We start from the raw sequence: 21,162 nt of genomic DNA, 5'->3' as shown, positions 1-21,162 counted from the left end.
TAATACGAGAATTTGAGTCATTACCTTGACTATAAATTAGCCAAGAACCTTTTTTAATGTCCTTAATAACTGTTCCGGATCAAATGGTTTGACGATCCATCCCGTCGCTCCGGCCGCCTTGCCTTCTTGTTTTTTTTCAATCCCGGACTCTGTCGTCAGCATCAGCATGGGTATGTATTTATAATCGGGCAATGATCTCAAATCTCTGATGAGGGCAATACCGTCCTTATTCGGCATATTGACATCGGTGACGATGCAATCAAATTTCTTGATTTGGGCTTTTGTCAATGCATCAACCCCATCTACAGCCTCTTCGACTTCATAGCCAGCGCCTTTAAGAGTAAAGGCGACCATTTTTCTCATAGAGGCTGAATCGTCAACTGCAAGAATACTTGCCATTGTTTTCTCCATTGTTGTACTTAAAGCAAAATCGGGTCAATAGCAGCAAAACGTCAATCGTTTCCTGAAAGTATAGTAAAAAAAATTTTTTTGTTGGATTTTGCGAATTGAAAAGGAAAGTGAACAGCCAAAGCAAGAGCTTTGCGAATCAGATGATCTGGAGCGAGAACAAAACGGCACTTGTCGGGATTGCGGTGTAATGGTCAACAAAAACCGGACACCTATTCAAAAGGAGGTGGCACCGAAAAACTGAACGAGCGGCAGGTACTTATGGACCGCTTCGTAGGGTACGCTGTGCGTACCTTCCCCCAATGGTATAGCACATCAATGGTACGCACAGCGTACCTTACGGTGGGATGCCGGACGGGATATTTATCCCGTCCGTAACGTTTGAAGCGGGACAAGCAGGGAAGAGGATTTTGTGTTGGCAGAGAGTTTTCAAACAGTGGGGACGGCGTTATAAATCCTGCCCCGCTCAGATCCTGGGAGCGTACATCCCTGCAGTCGAGCGTACCCTACTTGAAGCTTGAGTTCGGGATAAGAAACAACAACCCCATGCTCTCATTTATCAAAGTCAATCCGCTGCCTCAGAGGTAATGGCTTATCCCGAATTCAGGTTACAAAACCATTTCACGCCCTTATTGATCAGGTTAAACCCATGCCCTTATACATAAATGCCGTCATACCCGCCGGGCAGCGGGTATCCAGGGCCAGGGATGGCAGGCTTAAACGTCCCTGTAGCCTGGATTCCGGCAATCCCTGCCGGAATGACGGGCTTGTGTATAAGGACATGGGTTAAACCTCTGATGATTCATTTGAATCATCAGCGGCCCATGCTTGCATAATCATGACAGCATAGTGCCAATTTTCTTTATTAAATCAGCGGGTTTATAAGGTTTTATAATATAAGCCGTTATGCCCGCCTCGATGGCTTCTTTGACTTTGCTGCCTTCCGACGACGAAGTGAGCATAATAAAAGGCGTACTTGCCAGTTTAGGCTCTGCCTTTACAGCTTTGAACAAATCCAATCCGCTCATTCCCGGCATGTTCCAATCACAAACTACCAGATTAACTTTTATCCTTTTCATCAATTTGAGCGCTTCTTCCCCATCGGGCACATCAAAAACATGCGCAAAACCGGCATCCCGTAAAACGGCTTTGGTCATGCTGCGCATAGATAAGGCGTCATCGACAACCAAGATTTTGTTCTGAAGTAATTCGTTCGTTAAGTCCATCGTTGTTCCAAAAAACAAGAGCTATAAATTTCCACGTGCTCAACAAAATTAGGCAAAATCAATAGAAAATCTGCTAAGCACTATTGACTGAAAGGAAGAAAAAAGGCTTCAAAACGCCACGCAACTCAAGCCAATCAAGCTTTTAAAGCATTTTCTTCCCTGCTCGCACTCTAATAATAGCAAAAACGAATAAATTGGCATGGGTAAAATGCCTTCCCTACATCTTTCGCGTCCGGATAATGATAACGGCTTCTCAAATCCAAAAAATTAAGGCCAAAATAAACGCCTCCTTCCGGCCTTCCGGGAACTCACGATTTTTATCGAGAGAGCACTACCCTGCTTATCCTGTGTAATTTGCCGACACTATATTTCTTATGTAAAATTAGGCACCTCGTTTTTTAGCTCGGAATATGAAAATGTCTAATATTTTCCATCGATCGAAAAAATCTTGGCGATTTTGTAACCCTTATTTGGCAGTTAGTTCCTGCATGGTGAAATAATTGACTCATTCCGATTCGAAAAGCCCCGATCTTGATTGGAGCCAGGTCCGAGAAACCGTCAAATTGTTGACATTGTCAGCCACGCAGGTAGACGTGATCATGCAGGAAGGCGACTCGGCAGTCGATACACTGACCGATTCGTTTACCGAAATTGTAGAAAGTATGCAGGCAATGAACCAGCATCTTTTGGCTCTTGTCGATTCCAATGAGAGGGAACTGGCTTTAACTTGCTGTTCGAAGACCCAGGAAAAGATTCAAGCCGCCATCGTTGCATTTCAGTTTTACGACCGCATGCAGCAGTGTCTGCATCATGTCACCTCGAATCTGAGAGGATTGTCCAATCTCGTTGGAAGTCCGGAACACCTCTATAATCCTGATGCATGGCGAGAACTTCAAGGAGAGATAAGATCCAGATTTACGATGGAATCCGAAAAAGTGATGTTTGACGCTATTCTTCAAGGCAAATCGGTCGATGAAGCGATTGCCGCAAAGACCGCCTTCCAGGAAAACGAGTCGGACAATATAGAACTCTTCTGAGTCCGACAAAAACCTTGCTTCGTTCCAAACGCAGAAATAACCCGCAAGCTTCAACCCGGTCCTGATCCGTGCAGACGCATCAATAACACGGCCTCGTCCCTGCACAAGCTACAATCGCGCATCAGCTCTTCCACGCTCGCGCCATGGCGAATTTTCTGAATGATGGCGTTATAGGGATTTGCCGATTGCTCATTTTGCTGAAAAGCCGAAAGCTTTGCCGATAACCCTTTCAATTGTTCATCGATAAACGCCAGCCGGCTGTCCGCCGCTCGTGCGGACGAACTCAACCCGGCTAAATATTGATCGTTTTTTTGAACGCTATTTTTCAATACCTGCAATTCACCCTTTAGTTTCATGTGAGTACGCACCAGCCATAACAGCATAACCACGACCGTTACCGTAACATGCGCAAGGACGATCAAAAACAAATTAGCCATCGATCAATTTCATTTCCTGGAGAGAGTGAGCCGAACGCTTTTTCCGGATTTTACAGTTTCTCATTCATGTCTTACGGACTGTGCCGAAATGAATTTTCCACTGTCCATCCGTTTCCTTTATCGTCCGAACAAAGCCGAAGAAAGGCATCGAACGGAAGATTATAACGCAGAAAAATTTTACCGGCTTGGTTCCAGCCAGCCTTTCATTCTGGAACGCAATCTCAACACCGCTTGCGAACTGATCTGGCTCACCCTCGATTCGCTGACATTCAACACATCCCCAATCTCGCGCAGATTCAACTCTTCGCCATAGTAGAGCGATAACACGAGCCGTTCGCGCTCGGGCAGTCCCGAGATGGCTTCGGCCAGGGCCTTTCGCAGCCCCGCCCGGCTCACATCCTCAAAGGTTGCCTCGCCAAAGCTCGCCGCCTCGTCAAGATAATGATCGCCGGACTCGGCCAATTCTTCGATACTGAAGATGCGGCAGCTACTGGAATCTTCAAGTATGCGATGATACTCTTCGAGAGAGATCCCTAAAAATTCGGCAATCTCCTCCGCCCTGGCTTCCCGTCCCGTCTTATTTTCAATCACCCGGATAGCGTCCGTCACCAGCCGCCATTTTTTATGCACCGAACGCGGCGTCCAGTCGGAACGCCGCACCTCATCCAGCATCGCTCCGCGAATACGTATCCCGGCATAGGTTTCAAAACTGGCGCCTTGGCCGATGTCGTAGTTTTTAATGGCGTCCAGCAATCCCAGCATCCCGGCCTGAACCAGATCATCGAGCTGCACGGCATCGGTCAGCCGGTTCAGCAAGTGCTGGGCGATTCGCCTGACCAGCGGCGCATATCGCATGACGTGCTCATCGATGCCGCCGGTCTGAACCGCGCTGTACATGGCTACTCCGCTCATACATAATCCTTGTGGGAACTGTATTGAACCATTCGTTCAATGAAAAACTCGAGATAGCCGCCCGCCTGATACTTTACCGGCAAGGCATCGATTTTTTCGGCGATTTCCGTGATTGCGAGGGAGATGTCGCTCTTGGGATATTCCAATACCACCGGGCTTTGCTGCTGGACCGATTTACGCAAAGTCAAGTCGTAGGGTATGCTGCCGATAAACTGCAGGTTAACGTCCAGATAGGCGTCGGTAACTTTACATAATTTCTGAAATAACTTTCTGCCTTGCTCCCCGGTTTGGACCATGTTGGCGATGACATTAAAATCACTGACCGTATAGTCTCGATTCAGCAGCTTGATAAACGCATAGGCATCCGTCAGCGAGGTAGGTTCATCGCAAATCACCACCATGACCTCCTGACAGGCGCGCACAAAGTTTATCACGCTCGCCGAAATGCCGGCTGCAGTATCCACGATCAAAACATCCATCTCCTGATCGATCTCGCTGAACGCCCGAATCAGCGCGGCCTGCTCCAGGGTGGTAAGCTCCGACATCTTCTGAATACCGGAAGATCCCGGAATGACTTTCAATCCCATCGGACCTTCCACCATGATCTCATTCATGGATTTCTCTCCGGACAACACATGAGCCAGATTGAATTTCGGATAAATGCCCAGCAAAATATCGACGTTGGCCAACCCCATATCGGCGTCGAGCAAGGCAACCCGGCGGCCTTTTTTAGCAAGAGCAACCGCAACATTCACCGACACGTTGGTCTTACCTACCCCTCCCTTTCCGCTGGCAACCGCAATGACCTTAACCGGCTTAACGCTTTTCATATTTCTAATCCCTTGAGCTTGATCATGATACTGTTGCATGATTTTATGCTACAAACATTTCGTAATTTTCAAAATCGCCGACGCTGTTATCCGCTTTAGATTCGGCTGCACATTGGCCGATCAGCGTTCTGGCCACAGGGATAAACATATCTTCGGGAACGCGCTGCCCATTGGTGATAAAGGATACCGGCAGATTCTGCTCTATCAGCGCGGAAAACGCCGGACCGGCGGTAACCGCCTCGTCGAGCTTCGTCAGGATACAGGCCTGCGGCTCAAAAAACCGGAAGGCATTAATGATCTCATTCATAACCCTGTATTCGGATGCGGCCGACATTACGAGATAAGCTTTAATCGAGAAAACACTTTGCCGCAGCATGTTGATCTGCTCCACCAGCTTCATATCCCGCTGACTCATGCCGGCCGTATCGATCAGAATCAGGCGCTTGTCGGACAGGCCGAGGATAAGGTTCCGTAATTCCTCGCTGTTGGACGCCACCCGAACCGGCACACCGAGAATACGTCCGTAGGTATTGATTTGCTCGTGAGCGCCGATTCGATAGTTATCGGTAGTGATCAAGGCGACCTGCGACGGGCCATGCTTCAGAATGAATTTGGCGGCCAGCTTGGCAATGGTCGTCGTTTTACCGACACCGGTGGGACCAATCAGCGCCACGACTCCGCCTGTGTCCAACAAGTTGTCCTGGGCGATGGGCAGCATTTTCGCCATCAATTCCTGAGCTTCTGCAAAAGCCAAATCGATATTGGCATAACTGTTCAGTTGATTGGCGACATTCACGCTCGTTTTTTTGGAAATGCCCATCTTGGCCAATTGCTGTAACAGATGAGCCCGGGCCGGATTAGCTTGTGGAAGACTTGTAATGCCGGTGTCCGCCATTTTGCTGTCGATAGCGGATTTCAAAGATTTAAGGTCTTTGAACATTTCCAGCAACAGTTTCTCCGACAGGGTGGGTTGCTTCGTTTCCGCCGTCTTGGCTTTCTCGACCGGTTTTTCTTTCTCAAAGGGATGAACGACAGCAGACGGAGCCGGTTTGGTTTCTTTTACCGGCAGCACGTTTTCTTGAGCACGAAACTGCATTCTTTCGGCATAGCCGACAAACTGATCAGCCGCAGCCCGCGGAGTGTGATCCGGCATCATGCCTCCGCGGCTTCTTTTTTCATTGTTGCTCAAGCCATCAAAACGATTGGTTTCGGCCTGCAAACCCGGCGCTTGGCGAGGCGCTGCTCTATTTAATGCCGTTGGTAACGGCTCGCCGGATTGCTCCACCAACTTGTTTTGAATCAATTGTTCGTCAAAATCACGGGCCGCAACAATTTCAATTCCGCCGTCAACGGATTTGTTCGACATGATCACCGCGTCAGCACCTAATTCTTCTTTGACCATACGCATCGCCTGGCGTATATCCGGCGCAAAAAAACGTTTAATTTTCATCTTGTTGCCTCATTTTTTATGTCCATCGCCCTATGGTTGAAACTACTTTGATTTGCCGGTCCGGGGGTATTTCGTTATAGGCCAGAACATGTAGCCCGGAAATCGAATGGCGGACAAATCTGGCCAACCAGGGGCGCACGTAGGAAGATACCAGCAAAACCGGAGCTTGCCCCTCCATTTCCATTTTTTGCGTATTTTCCTGTAACGACCTATGCATTTTTTCCGCCAACCCCGGTTCGATGCCGGCCCCTTGTTCACCTGCGGTTTGCAAAGATTTATGCAATAACTGTTCCAGCTCATACTCTAGCGTCATGACCGACAATTCCGGCTGTATCCCGCTGATTTCATGGACAATCATTCGGCCTAATGAAGCGCGCACTGCTGACGTCAAGACGTCGGGATCTTGACTCTTGACCCCGTATTCCGCCAAAGTTTCGGCAATCGTGCGCATATCGCGGATGGGCACACGCTCCTGCAGCAAATTCTGCAGGACCTTGACAACCAAGCCCAAAGGCAGAATTTTCGGCACCAGATCATCGACCAGCTTCGGCGCCGTCTTCGCCAGGTTTTCAAGGACTTTCTGCGCTTCTTCGTAGCCGAACAATTTATGCGCATGGAGCTGAAGCAGATAGCTGAGATGCGTAGCCACCACAGTGCTGGGGTCCACCACGGTATAACCCAGTGTTTGGGCATAATTTTTCTGGGACGGCTCGATCCAGACCGCTTCCAGCCCGAAAGACGGATCGCGGCAGGCTTTGCCTTCCAGCGTTCCGAAGACGCGCCCCGGATTGATCGCCATTTCCAGGTCGGGCATGATTTCGGCCTCACCGACCGTAACGCCCATCAATGAAATCCTATACTCGGTAGGATTCAAATCCAGATTATCGCGTATGTGAACGGACGGAACCAAAAAGCCGAGCTCTTGCGAGAGTTTTTTGCGCACACCTTTGATCCTCGCCATCAACTGCCCCCCCTGATTTTTATCGACCAGAGGGATGAGCCGATAGCCGACCTCCAACCCCACAACATCGATCGGCATAACATCATCCCAACCCAACTCCTTGATCTCGGGCACGGCAGGAGCCGCCATATCGATCGGATAATTTTCATCCACCATTTCGCCCTGCTTGCGCCGTTTATCGATCAAATAAGCGGAACCGGCCAGCATCGAAGCCAGCAAAATAAAAACCAGATTCGGCATGCCCGGAATGATGCCCAGCGCCGCGATGACCCCTGCCGTAATCAGCAGGGCTTTCGGATTTTCGAAAAGCTGCGTGCTGACTTGCTGACCGAGATTCTGGCTGGTGCTGCCGACTTTGGTCACCACGATCGCCGAAGCGGTCGAGAGCAGCAAGGAAGGAATCTGGGCGACTAGGCCGTCGCCGATGGTCAATAAGGTGTAAATCTTCCCGGCATCGGCAAAACTCATGCCGTGCTGACCGACGCCGATCGCCATACCGCCGATCATGTTGATGAACAAAATGAGGATACCCGCCACCGCATCACCGCGGACGAATTTGCTGGCGCCGTCCATCGAACCGTAAAAGTCGGCTTCGGTCGCAACTTCGGCCCGGCGGGCGCGCGCCTCATCCTGAGTGATCAAGCCGGCATTCAGGTCCGCGTCGATCGCCATCTGCTTGCCCGGCATCGCATCCAGCGTAAACCGTGCGCCGACTTCCGCGACCCGTCCTGCGCCTTTGGTCACGACGACGAAATTGATCACGACCAGAATGGAAAAAACGACCAGACCCACCGCAAAGTTGCCGCCGATCACGAAGGCGCCGAAGGCCTCGATCACCTTGCCCGCCGCGTCTCCGCCGTTATGCCCTTCCAGCAGGACGATCCGGGTCGAAGCCACGTTCAACGCCAGGCGCAATAATGTCGCCAACAGAATCACCGTCGGGAAAGCCGCAAACTCCAGCGGCTTGAGGGTATAGACGACCACCAGCAGAATGATCAGCGAGAAGGCGATGTTGAAGGTGAACAGCAAATCCAGCAAAAACGCCGGCAACGGCAACATGATCATCGCCAGGATCATCATGATGACGATCGGTGCCCCCAGCTCCGCCTTGCCTAAAAATTTGACGGCCGAAGTAATTTTACTTAATTCCATACTTATCTATCTTGTTTGAACTCGTCAGGGACTTGAATATTGACAGGCGGGCGGGGCTCGTTCCAATGATTTTCCCTGGCCATTTTTAATTGATAAACATAAGCCAGCACCTGCGCCACCGCTACATAAAGCCCTTGCGGTATCTCCCGGTCGACGTCGGTCGAATAATACAGCGCTCTCGCCAGCGGCGGAGCCGAAACCAGGGGCACATTGGCGCCGACCGCCAACGATCGAATCTGGGCGGCCATCAAATCGGCGCCTTTCGCTACCAGTATAGGCGCCCCCTTGGAATCCATGTCGTATTTCAACGCCACCGCGTAATGCGTCGGGTTGGTAACCACCACGTCGGCTTTCGGCACTTCCGCCATCATCCGATTCTGCGCCATTTCCATCTGAATCCGGCGCTGCCGTCCCTTCACTTCCGGCTTTCCTTCGGTTTCCTTCATTTCATCCTTGATTTCCTGCAGCGTCATTTTCAATTTGCGGTTGTGGTCCCATAACTGATAGGGTACGTCGATCATCACCACCACGATCAGCGAAGCGCTGAGCACGAGAAAGCAGATCCCCACAATATGCAGCGCATGGAGAATGGACTGATCGACCGGTTCCACGCCCAGCCCGATCAGTTCGCCGATGAAATGCCGATACAATAAAAAAGCGGCGGCCAAGATCAATAGGAATTTCAACAGGGCCTTGAGCAGTTCAATCAGTCCCCTCAGGGAAAACAGCCTGGCAAGGCCTTTGAGCGGATCGAGCTTTTCCAGCTTGGGCGCAATCGATTCCCAGCTGAAAATCCACCCGCCCAGCGCCAGGGGAGCAATCACCGCGACGGCAACCATCACCGCGATAAAAGGAGCGATCAACGACAAACCGTCCAGCATGGCCTGCTTGAACCGGATAACGGGACTTAAAGGATCGAAAATGACTTCCCGTTTGAGTTGAAACTGCTCCCGCATGAGGCTCAACAATCCATTGCCCATGCGCCCTCCCGTCATCAGCAGGAGAATGGCGCTGGCGATCAGCATGGCGAAGGTATTCAGTTCGCGGGAACGGGCGATCTGGCCTTGTTTTCGGGCGTCTTCAAGACGCTTGCTGGTGGGTTCTTCGGTTTTTTCCTGATCTGAATCTTCAGCCATGACGCACAATCTTCACCGACAATAAATCTCACAGCCTCAACAACTGTTCGATCAGCTCATAGGCGCCGGTCAAAAGACCGGAAAGTTGCCCCAATACATTGGGAAAAGTCAGCCAGATCAACGCCAGCCCCAACATCAGCGTTACCGGAAAGCCCACTGAAAAAATATTCAGCTGCGGAGCGGCGCGCGTCGCCACTCCGAAGCCGATATTGACCAGCAGCAGACTGACGATGAGGGGCATCGCCAATAATACGCCGCCCGCAAACATGCGGCTGCTCCAGGCGATGATCGCCCAAAGGTCGGCCTTGGCAAGGCCGTCGGGTCCAATCGGCAGACTGGCAAAACTGTCCAGCAGCATTTTGATCAACAGCAAATGGCCATCCAGGCTGAGAAACACCAAAGTCCCGGTCATCGTGTAAAGCTGCGAGACGAGCGGCGCTTGCTGGCCATTTTGAGGATCCACCATGGAAGCGAATCCCAGACCCATGCTCAACGCGACACTTTGCCCCGCAAACGAAAGCGCGGAAAAAACCATCTGCACGATAAAACCGATCGCCAGGCCGATCACAACCTGCTGGACGATGATCAGCATGCCTTCATAACTCAGCATGTCGACGGCAGGCGCCCCCGGCAATAACGGCATGACGACAAACGTCATCGCCGCCGTAAGAATCAACCGCGCCCGGGCCGGTACGGCCTGCAAACTGAACAGAGGAACCGCCGTAAACATCGCGCCGATGCGGATCATGGGCAAAAAGAATGAAGCGGCCTGATGCAAAATTTGGGCTTCGGTAAAATTCACGGCTTATCCAATCAATTGCGGAATCGCCTTTACCAGGCCTTGAAAATAATCGAGAAACAATTGCAGCATCCAGGGCCCGGCAATCAGCAGTACGAGCCCAATGACGATCAATTTAGGGACGAAGGTCAGCGTTGCTTCGTTGATCTGGGTCGCCGCCTGAAACATAGCAATAATCAGACCAACCCCTAGGGAGGGCAGCAAAATGGGGGCCGTCAGCTTGATTGCGACGATCATCGCATCCTGGCTGATATCATAAATGGTATCCGGCGTCATAATTTTGACTTCGATTTCAGTTGACGTAAAAACTCGCCGCCAGCATTTCCATAATCAAGGACCAGCCATCGGCCAGTACGAACAACATGATTTTGAACGGCAACGAAACGATCATCGGGGACAGCATCATCATCCCCATCGTCATCAACACACTCGCAACGACAAGATCGATGATCAGGAACGGCAGGAAAATCAGAAACCCTATCTGAAAAGCCGTTTTCAACTCGCTCGTGACATAAGCGGAAAGCAACAATGAAAAAGGAACCTCTTCGATGGAATTCAAGTCGGCATGACCGGAAATTCTGATAAACATCTCCAGATCGGCCTCACGGGTCTGCTTCAGCATAAATTGGCGGAACGGCTCCGAAGCTTGGGTAATTGCCGTGGCCGCGTCGATTTTTTCTTCGAGGTAAGGCTGTACCGCCTCCGTATTGACTTTCTCGAGTACCGGCATCATGATGAAAATCGTCAAAAACAAAGACAAGCCCAATAACACCTGATTGCTGGGCGCCTGCCCCGTGCCGAGGGCCTGCCGCAGTAAACTCAGCACAATCACGATCCGGGTAAACGCAGTCATCGTCAGCAGCAACGCCGGCAACACGGTCAGCAAGGTCATCAGCGCCAGAATCTGAATCGTGACGCTATAGGTCTGGCCGCCCTGCTTGCCGGTGGTGACGGTGACGGCATCGATGCCGGCCGCAAACGCAGGCGTCTCGGCCCATAGGCAACCGGCGGCCAGGAGCAAGGCGGTCAACACGAGAGAGCTACGCATCGGGACGGGATTTAATCGCTTGCATGAGTTTTTGGGCAAATACGCCCTTGACGGAACTTTTGGCGGCGTCTTCTCCGGCCAAACAATCATCTCCCTCCAGTACGTGCAAGGTCTGAATCCGGCCGGGCGTAACGCCCAGAACCAGTTGTTTCCTACCCACCTGCAACAGGATGACTTTTTCCCGCATACCCAGCGAGAGTCCGCCGATCACTCGCATTCGCTCTGCGCCGGCCGCAGCCATTCGGCTGAATTTGCCGATAACCCAGATGCAAAGAAAAAAAATCCCCAGTACAACCAGGAGTCCAAGAGTCCAGTGGAGCAGATCGGCGGAAGCCACGCTTCGAAAAGGCGGTTTTGAAACATCCGTCGGCAAGGCAAAACTCGCGGATGCGCATAGAAATAAAAAAATGCAAAAGAGAGGTTTTATCGACATCAGGCCAATCTTTTGACGCGTTCCGACAGACTGATGATGTCGGTCAGGCGAATACCGAATTTTTCATTGACGACAACCACTTCGCCATGCGCAACCAAGGTGCCGTTAACCAGAATATCGAGCGGCTCGCCCGCGAGACGATCGAGTTCGACAATCGCCCCCTGATTCAATTTCAACAAATTTCTGATGCTGATCTGCGTCCGGCCAAATTCCATAGACAGGGTGACAGGAACATCCAGAATGACGTCGAGATTGAGTTCTTCCGATGAGGCGCTTAATGGTTTCTCGTATTCATTGTGAAGAGTTCCCGCTTCTTCGAATTCATTAACTTTAACTTCACCCGATTCAAGGGGATCTTTATTCATATTGCTTGTATAACCATTTGAATTGTTAATATTGCCCGAATCACTCAAACGGACTCGGTTCTCACTATCTTATCGATAATCTGCACGGCATAGTGACCTTCCGAAGTGCAAGGTCTGCACGTAAAGACAGATACGCCTTCGGCCTTCAAGGACAGGGTTTTCGGCATGTCGATCGGGATGATGTCGCCTTTCTTCAACCGCAAAATATCGCTGATGGGCAGATTCTTCTCGACCAACTGGGTATTCACTTTCAGTTTAGCCTCCATCACTTCATTTCTCAAAGCCACCCGCCATTGCGTGTCGGATTCCGTACTGTCCACTCCCACCGACTCCAATAAACCCTTGATCGGTTCGATCATCGCATAGGGCATCAGAATGTTGATATCGCCGCCCCCGCCCTCCAATGCAATGTTGACCGTAGTGATCATCACATAATCGTCCACTCCGACAATCGCCGCATAATTCGGATTGATCTCCGAATTCAAATATTCGAAATTGATCGCCAGCACCGGTTCCCAGGCATCTTTCAGGTCTTTGAAAATCATGTCCAATATCTTCTGGATTACCCTCATTTCGGTCCGGGTAAACTCGCGGCCTTGAGAATTATGGTCGTACTGACCGTTGCCGCCGAAGAAATTATCGACCACGGTAAACACGAAATAGGGGTCCATCACGATCAATGCCCGCCCCCGAAGCGGGGAAATCCGGACAATATTCAAGTTGGTCGGCGTGCGCAACCGGTCCATGAAATCGGAAAACTTCTGAAACTGAATCCCCGATACGAAAATTTCCGGAGAACGGTGCAACAATTTAAACAGCGATGTACGTAAAGAGTTGGAGAAACGGTCGTTAATCATCTCCAGCGTGCGTATATGGCGCCGCTGAACCACCCTTTCCTGGGTGTTGAAATCATAGGGCTTGACGACCTCTCGCGCATCAACTTCCTCCGCTATGCTTTCAACTTCGGCTTCAGGCTCAAAATCGCCCTCTTCGACACTATTGAGCAGCGCCTCGATCTCTTCCTGGGAAAGTAAATCCGACGTACTCATAATCTATTGCATGACGAAGGCAGTAAAAAACAATTCCTTAACCTGACTCTTTCCCGCCATTTTTTTGAGAATCGAATTCACTTCATTCAACATGGCGGCGCGCAGCTTTTCCTTCTCCTCGCGCATGTTCAAGCTTTCGGGTTTTTGAGCACTGATCAGCATCAACAAGTTATTGCGAATCATGGGCTCATGCTTTTTCACAGCTTCCAAGGCATCCTCTTTTCCGGCGACCAGAAAAGCGAGCGAAATCTGGATCATCTGAATGGATGAGCCTCTGGGAAAATTCACCGTCAGAGGTTTAGCCATCTCATAGTAAAGCTTTTCAGCTTCCTCTTCATCGTCGTGCGCCGTTTTTTCGGCATTGGCCGAATGATGCAAATAATAAAAAACACCCCCTCCAACACCTCCGGCCAATAAAACCGCCCCCAGAATAATGGCGAGCAGCTTCATCGTAGATTTTTTCCCTTTACCGGCGTTTTGATCAGATTCTGCCATAGTCGAAATCGAAGCTTCGTTTAATTTAAAAAATCGATGCTTACTATTATAGACACTGGCAAGGGAAAGAGATAGGAACAGCTCACGCAGGACGGGGCAATCGCGCCATATTCACAAAGGCCGTCATTCCGGCAGAGATTGGCGGAATGACGAGCGCTGTAGGGTGTTTTCGCGATAGCAAAACGCCAATCCCCCTCAAAGCACGGCGGATTGCCTTCGGCGAATCCACCCTACAAGGGCTTGTGTTTCCCGCAAATCCCTGTGTTTCCACCGCCGTCGGAGCGACGCCTTCGTCGCGATGCTCGATGGCCGTTGATATTGAAACCTTTTTTGGCGGAACCGCTGCCGCGTTCCGCCCTACAACGCGGTAGGGTGTTTTCGCGATAGCAAAACACCAATCCCCCTCAAAGCACGGCGGATTGCCTTTGGCGAATCCACCCTACAAGGGCTTGTGTTTCCCGCAAATCCCTGTGTTTCCACCGCCGTCGGAGCGACGCCTTCGTCGCGATGCTCGATGACCGTTGATATGGAAACCCTACAACGCGGTAGGGTGTTTTCGCGATAGCAAAACACCAATCCCCTTCAAAGCGCGATTGCCCTGTTTTTCATCCCTCTATTTACTTTTCCCGTTACAGAGTATTACCATTAAAGTATTACTTTCCACCCGGTAATCATCATGCGCGTTACAAGCAAAGGCCAAGTCACCATTCCTCAAAACGTCCGGGAAAGCATGGGCATCCTGCCCGCCGAAACCGAGATCGAATTTCTACAGGATAAAAACGGGCGCTGGTATATCGTCAAAGCCCCAAGCCGGACAAAAAAAACCAGCCGGTTCCGGTCCGCCCATAAAACGGCAAAATTGACGATGAGCACCGACGATATCATGGCCTTGACGCGAGCCGGCTGATGGCCGTTATCCTGATCGATAGTGGCGTGGTCATCGACCTCTCCGACCCTGAAAGCGCCTGGTTCGAATGGAGTGTCGCGACCCTGGAGCGACTCGACCAGAACAATACCCTGGTCATTAACCCGATCATTTACGCCGAGTGCTCCATAGGATTCGAGCGCATCGAAGAAGTGGAAGTCCTGTTCGAACATCTGGGCTTCGTCATCCGGCCAATCCCGAAAGAGGCCCTGTTTTTGGCGGGGAAAGCCTTTTTACAGTACAAGAAGCGCCAAGGCGGCAAAAGCAATGTGCTGCCGGATTTTTTCATTGGGGCGCACGCCGTAGTAGCAAATTACCGGCTAATGACGCGGGATCGGGGACGCTTCAGCACCTACTTTCCCAGCGTCGAGTTGATCATGCCGAATTCGGCCAACGGGTTGAATCGATAGGGTCCTCAAGGAGGCCTCGCTCGGGATGGAATTTGCAACAACACAGGGTTGGATAAACGAAGCGCATCCACCGCGCTGTTATCCAAGCCAAGCGTTACGAAGAGCAGAGTTGTAGGGTGTTTTCGCGATAGCAAAACACCAATCCCCTTCAAAGCACGGCGGATTGCCTTCGGCGAATCCACCCTACAAGGGCTTGTGTTTCCCGCAAATCCCTGTGTTTCCACCGCCGTCGGAGCGACGCCTTCGTCGCGATGCTCGATGGCCGTTGATATTGAAACCTTTTTTGGCGGAACCGCTGCCGCGTTCCGCCCTAGAGCCGTACGCTATGCGTACCGTTTACCGCCGAAAATGGTACGCACAGCGTACCCCACCCACCGGCCCGAAAAACTAAAGCATATAAGCCTTCACGGCTTTCTTCCCCTGCTCCATCTGCCGTAAAGCCAAGCCCGCCTCCTGTTTTTCGGCCAGTCCCAGCGTCGCTATTTCATAATCCATCGCCAGTATATTTCGGATACTTTCCGCAACCGGAGAAGCCAATTCAGGCTCGACAGGGGTGAGAAAAAAGGCGGAAATCCGCTCGCGCCTGCCCGCTTCTAACGCGATCACCTCATCCCAAAGCGAAGCCTGGGCTTTTTCCAGCATCGCCCGGGTTAGCTCAACCAGTTGCAGAAGCTCGGCTATCCTGTCGTTCATTTAAAGCCAACCGGTCCTAAACATTCAAAATACCGGGGATCGCATCCCATCCGGCTTTAATTTCCAGCATCAAATCGGCAATCTCGTCGAGAATCGCCTCGTCGCTCTGAAGATTGGCCATCAACAGACGTTGGGACATATAGCCATACAGACTATTCAGATTCTCCGCCAATTCGCCGCCTTTTTCCTTATCCAGCGAGGCCTGCAATCCGCCGACGATCGTAATGGCTTTACCGATGTTCTCGCCTTTTTGAGCGATTTCTTTCCGAAGGATATTGCCCTTCGCCAACGCGATTTTTTCGAGCACCCCTTCCATCAGCATCTGGATAAGGCGGTGCGGCGTCGCATCCATCACCAAGGACTGAACACGCACTTCTTTGTATTGGTTCATTGCCATACTAGCATTCATTTGACTCTCCTCTGTATTTTTTATGCTTTGAAATCAGAATTATCCGACAACTATAGCGGCAGTTTCATCCAAAACTTTAGAGCTAAAAACCGCTAATTTTCCGATATTCCGATTCTCCAAAACTCAGTAAAGGCTTCTTTAGCTTATCCGTTCGTACTTACGACACCGGGTAAATTAGCCAATTGTTGTGTCAAAAAACTTCCGGTACTCTGCAATTGCGCCACCAAGGTATCCATCGCCGTAAACTGCTTGCGGTAGCGGGATTCCAGCGCGGTCAGCCTCGTGTTGAGAGCGTCCCGTTGATCGGCAATACCGGCAATGCTCTTGTTGACGCCGTTAATGCGCGAAGACAAAGGGCCATCGGAAGACAGATACGTTGTCAAAGTGCTGTCGAATTTTTTGGCCAAGCCGTTTTCGGAAGAAAATAAATTGGCGATGGCATCGAAATTGGTTGTCATCGCTTTGTCCAGTTTGGAGGAATCCAACTGCAAATTGCCGGTTTTATCGCTGACAATGCCGATATCGGCTAAAGCCGAGATGCCGCCCCCGCCTTGCACGACACTCGACAGCACCTGGCGAAGCTGATTCTGTACGCCGCGCAACGTGGCGTCGCCCAGCAACGGCCCGCCGGTTTGGGTAGCGGCGTTGTAACTGGATAAATTGCTCATCGTATTGACCAGCGAATTGTACGACTTGATGAAATCATTGAGCTTGGAGGTGACGGAACTTTTGTCCATCGCGACGGTGATCTTGCCGGTCGTGGCCGGATCGGCTTTCACCAGTGAAAGGGTAACGCCGGTAATCGCGTCCGAAAAGCTGTTGCTGTCGCGGGTCACCTGCTGCCCGTCGATATGAATGATGGCGTCCTGGGCGGACTGGACCGTGGTCAGATTGGCGGTCGCCAGCCGGCTCAAATCCTTGCCGTCCGACGCATTCGCATCGGTTGCGGTTATTGAGATGGTATTGGCTGCGCCGACCTTTTCCGAGGTCAACACCAATTGCGAACCGGTATCGACTTTAATGATCGTCGCCTTGACGCCCGGATTATCCGTAGCGGAATTGATCGCATCGCGAAGGCCGGCCAAAGTCGTGTCGGCACCGACAGCGATGTTGAAACTGGAGGAACCCAAATCGATTTTGAGACTGCCTTCGCCGACAACATCGGTTTCGGCGCTAAAATCGCCGGAACGCACTTTCGCGGCCTGCGCCAATTGATCGACGGAGATCGAAAAACTGCCGGCCACGGCGGCGCTGCCGGCGGTTACGGTAAACAAATCGGTGTCGCTGGAAGTGGCGGTGCGCACCTTGAACGCGGAAGCATCCTTGAGCGCCTGTACGCTGGTCTGAAACGAAGACAGGGCACCCTTCAGCGAACCGTAGGCCGAAAGATCCGCTTGTAATGTGGCTTCTTGAGTGTTTAACCGATCTGTCGTCGGCTGTCCTTCGGCAGTCACCAATTTCGACACGAGGCCCTCGATATCCAGCCCCGATCCTACCCCGGCAGAAGTAATTGCAACCATATTGAGTCCCCCCTTAACTTAAGAAGCTGTCTTGCAAAACATCACAAGCATTTTGCAAGGGTTAATGTGATCATGGCAATCCACAAGGGCTTGTGTTTCCGCCGCCGTGGGAGCGACGCTTTCGTCGCGATGCTCGATGGCCGTTGATATTGAAACCCTTTTTGGCGGAACCGCTGGCGCGTTCCGCCCTACGATTCATCCACCTTACGGGTTACAGGATCGTAGGATGCGGTGAGGAACGAACCGCATCAATCGCGAACGATGCGGTTCGCGTTCCTCGCCGCATCCTACGGCTCTATCATGCCGAACACCCATCAGGCCGTGGAACTGAATATCGTCAATTTTCCCTTATCATTCTGCTCCGCCAGGCTGCGCGCCAGCCTCAACGCTTCTTCGGACGGAATCTGCCGGATGACTTGCTGGCTTTTCGTATCGATGACTTTAACGATCATCTCGCCGCTTCCTTCGTCAAGGCTGAATTGCAGATCCCTCTGGATGTTCTGCACAAAATCGTTCAGCTTACTGACGGCATTACCCAGCTTTTCCGGATCTTTCGCCTGATCTTTCCCTGCGCCGGAAACGGCATCAGGCACAAGACGTGCCTCTACCGTTGCCGCCTCGGCTTGCGGAGCCGGGTCGATCGGAACCTTTGCCTGAACCGCCGGCTCGGGCGTCGCGGCCGGAGCGGGAGGGCGCTGTTGAGTCATGCTGGTACCAATGTCCATGTTAACCTCCTCATCAAACTCCTTTTTACATGATCATGAAAAAACGGAAGCCCGGCGTTGCCGCCGGGCAATGGCTTGGCACTCTATATTATCTCAAAAGACTCAAAACGCCTTGCGGAAGCTGATTGGCCTGGGACAACATCGCCGTGCCGGCCTGCTGCAGGATTTGCGCGCGGGTCAGGTTGGCGGTTTCCTTCGCGAAGTCGGCGTCGGTGATCCGGCTCTTCGAAGCGGTCAGGTTTTCGGTCCGCGTTTGCAGACTGTCCACCACGGCGGCAAAACGGTTTTGGTAGGAGCCGAGCGATGCGCGCGAAGTATTGATCGTCTGCAGGGCGCCGTCAATCGTGTCCAGGGCTTTGGAGGCGTTGGCGGCGGTCAGCACGTCGAGGGACGCGAGGCTATTTACGGACGAGGTGGTAGTAGCCGTTGTCGTCCCCGTAGTAAAGCCCGCATTGCCCGCCGCGGCACCACCCAGGACAATGCCGTCGGCGCTTGTGCTCGACAAGGTAATGGTGCCGTGATTGGAGAAAGCGCTGGCTGCGGCTGCCTGTCTTCCAAGTTGATCGGCACTCAGGCCTGTTTGAGTCGCCAGGGCCGTTTGAGTGGCCTCTGCTGCTACAGGATCCGTCGCGGTACCGGAGATGCCGAATGTCAAACCGTCCGCATTAGTGCCGTCCGTGAAGGTAATTTCCCCGGTTGCTGCGTCAGCTGCGACAGTGCCGTTTGCTGCGGTGCCACCGGTGGTGGCTTCCAGCGCCGTATTAATCGCTGCAGCTAATTGCTGTCCATTGTATGCGGCGCCACCGGAGGCTTGTTTACCAATCACGCCAGCAGTAGTACCTGCGCCCACATCAGCGACAATTTGAGCTGCCAACGCGTCTTTGTTATCTGTAGCGGTTGCGGCATCCACGGCAACGCCGCTTTGAGCAATACCCAAAGTTTTAGAGGCCGCTACAGTCAGTGTACTGCCAGCTACCGTCACTGTGCCGGCACCCTTCCCATTGATAAGGTCAGCGAGGGCAGTAGCATCTGCATCATCATCTCCTGTTGCTTTGTAAGAGATATTTCCTGTAGCGCTACCAGTGAGAGTGAGATTATAGGTTTGCCCGGCGGTCAAGCTTGTAATTGTATAGGTACTACCGGCATCTCCAGCAGTGGCGGCAGTCGCTGCGGCATACGCTTCAGTAGCCAAGGTAACATCAGCCACACTCGTGCCATCTACCGTCAGACCGGTAATTGTACCGCCAGCAGTCGAAAAACCCGGAGTAAAAGTACCCGCAGTAGCTACGGCCGCGCCGGCAACAGCAGGAGCGCCTAATTGCCCAACGTTACCGGATTGAAGACCTGTCCGATTGAGGAAAGCCGTTTTTGCGGTCGCAGCGGCAGCCGGATCGGCGGCGACACTATTCAGACCGATACTGATGTCGCGGCCATCGGCAGCAGTCAGGGTTAAGGCTCCCGTGGTCACATTTGCCGATGCGGTAACACCGGTTTGAGTAGACACCTGATTAATTGCCGCCGCCAGGTTAGCACCTTGGCCGGCGGCTGTTCCGCCTGCCGCGACAGCACCGATATTAACTCCATTAATACTGAAGGTATTGGCCGCAATCCCGGTAAAATCTGTTGCGGCAGAGCCGGTGACGGTGTTCGGATTAGCCGTCGCGGTCACGCCGGACTGTCCGGAAATCGCGTTGATCGCTTCGGCGATCGAGAAGGCGCTGGCGTCGCTTTGACCGGGCAACGCGCCGATTTTCGAGGCGCCCACCTGCTGGCCGTTCAGCGTCAAATCGCCGGCGGCAAGAGCGGCAATCGTTTTCCCGCCCGAATTGCTGGCTTTGTAAGACGCCCCCGCGCTGCCCAAATCCGAAGTCCGGGCGCTGGAAATCGACGAAATCTGGATCACGTCGCTGGAAGAATTGTTGGCGCCGATCTGGAAGTTTTTAGCGGTAAACGAACCATCCAGCAGTTTGGTGCCGTTGAACGACGAGTTTTGCGACACCCGGTCGATTTCCGCAATCAACGATTGCACTTCGCCGTTGATCGCCGCGCGGTCGGAATCGGAGTTGGTGGCATTGGCCGACTGCACCGCCAGCTCGCGCATCCGTTGCAGGTTGTTGCCGATCGTGTTCAAATCGCCTTCGGCCGTTTGCGCCAGCGAAATACCGTCGTTCGCGTTGCGCTGCGCTTGGTCGTTGCCGCGGATTTGCGAGTTCATACGCTCACTGATCGCCAAACCTGCCGCGTCGTCCTTGGCGCTGTTGATGCGCAAACCGGAAGACAAACGTTGCAGCGAAGTCGCCAGCGAAGCCTGCGACGTGCTCAGGTTTCTTTGGGCGTTCAATGAAGAAATGTTGGTGTTGATAACTTGTGCCATGATGACTCTCCGATGTATGGACTAAAAAGGCCAAACGGCTTGGCCGGCTTAAAAGTATCGGGGATTTTTTCATATTACTCATTGCCCCGCCTTTGTCCTGGTTATCGACTGCGCTTTTTAAAACTTTAATGTTTTTTTGTCCTGTCATGCGTTTTGTGATCTGCTTCACATAATCGCAGCACCCCGGTGGATTGCCTTCGGCGAATCCACCCTACCCCGCTGCAACCTCGTAGGGTGGTTTCGCGAAGCAAACCACCTCAGGCCTCAAATCCAGGGCATGACCTGCCGCGAAACCCGGCGAACCCGGCGGATTGCCTTCGGCGAATCCACCCTACCCCGCTGCAACCCCGTAGGATGGTTTCGCGAAG

At 52.2% G+C, this 21,162-nt stretch carries 23 protein-coding genes; 3 read left to right on the top strand and 20 right to left on the bottom strand.

Annotated features, from left to right (window positions below; all coding sequences use genetic code 11):
• Positions 1-36 precede the first annotated feature (36 nt).
• Both CC94_RS0115965 and CC94_RS0115960 read right to left on the bottom strand, forming a co-directional pair.
• Positions 37-399, bottom strand: a complete 363-nt coding sequence (locus CC94_RS0115965; protein ID WP_005371426.1) for a response regulator — start codon at positions 397-399, stop codon at positions 37-39.
• A gap of 845 nt (positions 400-1,244) precedes the next feature.
• Positions 1,245-1,634, bottom strand: a complete 390-nt coding sequence (locus tag CC94_RS0115960) for a response regulator (RefSeq protein ID WP_005371424.1) — start codon at positions 1,632-1,634, stop codon at positions 1,245-1,247.
• Positions 1,635-2,134: 500 nt separating this feature from the next.
• On the opposite strand from CC94_RS0115960, the gene CC94_RS0115955 reads away from it, so the two are divergent.
• Positions 2,135-2,671, top strand: coding sequence for a hypothetical protein (locus tag CC94_RS0115955; RefSeq protein WP_031431549.1), 537 nt, complete (start codon positions 2,135-2,137; stop codon positions 2,669-2,671).
• A gap of 50 nt (positions 2,672-2,721) precedes the next feature.
• On the opposite strand, the gene CC94_RS0115950 is transcribed toward CC94_RS0115955, so the two are convergent.
• From CC94_RS0115950 to CC94_RS0115890, 13 genes are all read right to left on the bottom strand, one after another.
• Positions 2,722-3,108: a DUF2802 domain-containing protein gene (locus tag CC94_RS0115950; RefSeq protein ID WP_031431548.1), complete on the bottom strand. Its 387-nt coding sequence runs from the start codon at positions 3,106-3,108 to the stop codon at positions 2,722-2,724.
• 177 nt (positions 3,109-3,285) lie between these two features.
• Positions 3,286-4,020: an RNA polymerase sigma factor FliA gene (locus CC94_RS0115945; protein ID WP_031431547.1), complete on the bottom strand. Its 735-nt coding sequence runs from the start codon at positions 4,018-4,020 to the stop codon at positions 3,286-3,288.
• Entirely contained in the window at positions 4,017-4,889 is an 873-nt protein-coding gene (locus CC94_RS0115940; RefSeq protein WP_281174020.1) for a MinD/ParA family protein, read from the bottom strand. The genes CC94_RS0115945 and CC94_RS0115940 overlap by 4 nt, the downstream gene beginning before the upstream one ends.
• 4 nt (positions 4,890-4,893) lie before the next feature.
• Positions 4,894-6,300 (bottom strand): flagellar biosynthesis GTPase FlhF, encoded by a 1,407-nt coding sequence (flhF, locus tag CC94_RS0115935; RefSeq protein WP_031431545.1) that lies wholly within the window; start codon positions 6,298-6,300, stop codon positions 4,894-4,896.
• A gap of 16 nt (positions 6,301-6,316) precedes the next feature.
• Positions 6,317-8,413 carry a flagellar biosynthesis protein FlhA gene (gene flhA, locus CC94_RS0115930; protein WP_031431544.1) on the bottom strand — a complete coding sequence of 699 codons (2,097 nt, stop codon included), beginning with the start codon at positions 8,411-8,413 and terminating at the stop codon, positions 6,317-6,319.
• 2 nt (positions 8,414-8,415) lie between these two features.
• On the bottom strand, positions 8,416-9,549 hold the full coding sequence (flhB, locus tag CC94_RS0115925) for a flagellar biosynthesis protein FlhB (protein ID WP_005371413.1): 1,134 nt from the start codon (positions 9,547-9,549) through the stop codon (positions 8,416-8,418).
• Between the two features lie 28 nt (positions 9,550-9,577).
• Positions 9,578-10,351 carry a flagellar biosynthetic protein FliR gene (gene fliR, locus CC94_RS0115920; RefSeq protein WP_005371412.1) on the bottom strand — a complete coding sequence of 258 codons (774 nt, stop codon included), beginning with the start codon at positions 10,349-10,351 and terminating at the stop codon, positions 9,578-9,580.
• 3 nt (positions 10,352-10,354) lie between these two features.
• Positions 10,355-10,624, bottom strand: a complete 270-nt coding sequence (gene fliQ, locus CC94_RS0115915; protein WP_005371411.1) for a flagellar biosynthesis protein FliQ — start codon at positions 10,622-10,624, stop codon at positions 10,355-10,357.
• Between the two features lie 16 nt (positions 10,625-10,640).
• Positions 10,641-11,396: a flagellar type III secretion system pore protein FliP gene (fliP, locus tag CC94_RS0115910; protein ID WP_005371410.1), complete on the bottom strand. Its 756-nt coding sequence runs from the start codon at positions 11,394-11,396 to the stop codon at positions 10,641-10,643.
• A complete protein-coding gene (gene fliO / locus CC94_RS0115905) occupies positions 11,389-11,733 on the bottom strand; it encodes a flagellar biosynthetic protein FliO (protein ID WP_245619769.1) in 345 nt (114 codons plus the stop codon). The genes fliP and fliO overlap by 8 nt, the downstream gene beginning before the upstream one ends.
• 95 nt (positions 11,734-11,828) lie before the next feature.
• Positions 11,829-12,194 (bottom strand): flagellar motor switch protein FliN, encoded by a 366-nt coding sequence (gene fliN / locus CC94_RS0115900; RefSeq protein WP_031431542.1) that lies wholly within the window; start codon positions 12,192-12,194, stop codon positions 11,829-11,831.
• Between the two features lie 44 nt (positions 12,195-12,238).
• Positions 12,239-13,243 (bottom strand): flagellar motor switch protein FliM, encoded by a 1,005-nt coding sequence (gene fliM / locus CC94_RS0115895; RefSeq protein ID WP_005371406.1) that lies wholly within the window; start codon positions 13,241-13,243, stop codon positions 12,239-12,241.
• A 3-nt stretch (positions 13,244-13,246) separates the two neighbouring features.
• Positions 13,247-13,738 carry a flagellar basal body-associated FliL family protein gene (locus CC94_RS0115890; protein ID WP_031431541.1) on the bottom strand — a complete coding sequence of 164 codons (492 nt, stop codon included), beginning with the start codon at positions 13,736-13,738 and terminating at the stop codon, positions 13,247-13,249.
• Between the two features lie 676 nt (positions 13,739-14,414).
• On the opposite strand from CC94_RS0115890, the gene CC94_RS0115885 reads away from it, so the two are divergent.
• Together CC94_RS0115885 and CC94_RS0115880 are read left to right on the top strand one after the other, a co-directional pair.
• A complete protein-coding gene (locus CC94_RS0115885) occupies positions 14,415-14,645 on the top strand; it encodes an AbrB/MazE/SpoVT family DNA-binding domain-containing protein (RefSeq protein ID WP_005371404.1) in 231 nt (76 codons plus the stop codon).
• Positions 14,645-15,073 carry a type II toxin-antitoxin system VapC family toxin gene (locus tag CC94_RS0115880; RefSeq protein WP_005371402.1) on the top strand — a complete coding sequence of 143 codons (429 nt, stop codon included), beginning with the start codon at positions 14,645-14,647 and terminating at the stop codon, positions 15,071-15,073. The genes CC94_RS0115885 and CC94_RS0115880 overlap by 1 nt, the downstream gene beginning before the upstream one ends.
• 387 nt (positions 15,074-15,460) lie before the next feature.
• Here the strand turns inward: CC94_RS0115880 and CC94_RS0115875 are convergent, their stop codons facing one another.
• The 5 genes from CC94_RS0115875 to CC94_RS24145 form a co-directional block, all read right to left on the bottom strand.
• Positions 15,461-15,766, bottom strand: a complete 306-nt coding sequence (locus tag CC94_RS0115875; protein ID WP_005371400.1) for a flagellar protein FliT — start codon at positions 15,764-15,766, stop codon at positions 15,461-15,463.
• A 16-nt stretch (positions 15,767-15,782) separates the two neighbouring features.
• Positions 15,783-16,175: a flagellar export chaperone FliS gene (fliS, locus tag CC94_RS0115870; RefSeq protein ID WP_005371398.1), complete on the bottom strand. Its 393-nt coding sequence runs from the start codon at positions 16,173-16,175 to the stop codon at positions 15,783-15,785.
• A 143-nt stretch (positions 16,176-16,318) separates the two neighbouring features.
• Positions 16,319-17,695 carry a flagellar filament capping protein FliD gene (fliD, locus tag CC94_RS0115865; RefSeq protein WP_005371396.1) on the bottom strand — a complete coding sequence of 459 codons (1,377 nt, stop codon included), beginning with the start codon at positions 17,693-17,695 and terminating at the stop codon, positions 16,319-16,321.
• A gap of 314 nt (positions 17,696-18,009) precedes the next feature.
• The gene (locus CC94_RS0115860; RefSeq protein ID WP_005371395.1) at positions 18,010-18,420 is read right to left on the bottom strand and encodes a flagellar protein FlaG; all 411 of its coding nucleotides are present in this window, start codon (positions 18,418-18,420) and stop codon (positions 18,010-18,012) included.
• An 88-nt stretch (positions 18,421-18,508) separates the two neighbouring features.
• Entirely contained in the window at positions 18,509-20,794 is a 2,286-nt protein-coding gene (locus CC94_RS24145; RefSeq protein WP_005371394.1) for a flagellin N-terminal helical domain-containing protein, read from the bottom strand.
• Between the last annotated feature and the right edge of the window lie 368 nt (positions 20,795-21,162).

This window comes from Methylomicrobium agile (assembly GCF_000733855.1).
GTDB classification, from domain to species: Bacteria; Pseudomonadota; Gammaproteobacteria; order Methylococcales; family Methylomonadaceae; genus Methylomicrobium; species Methylomicrobium agile.
The sequence above is the reverse complement of the archived record's forward strand: the minus strand, read 5'-3'. Positions and strand labels throughout refer to the sequence as shown.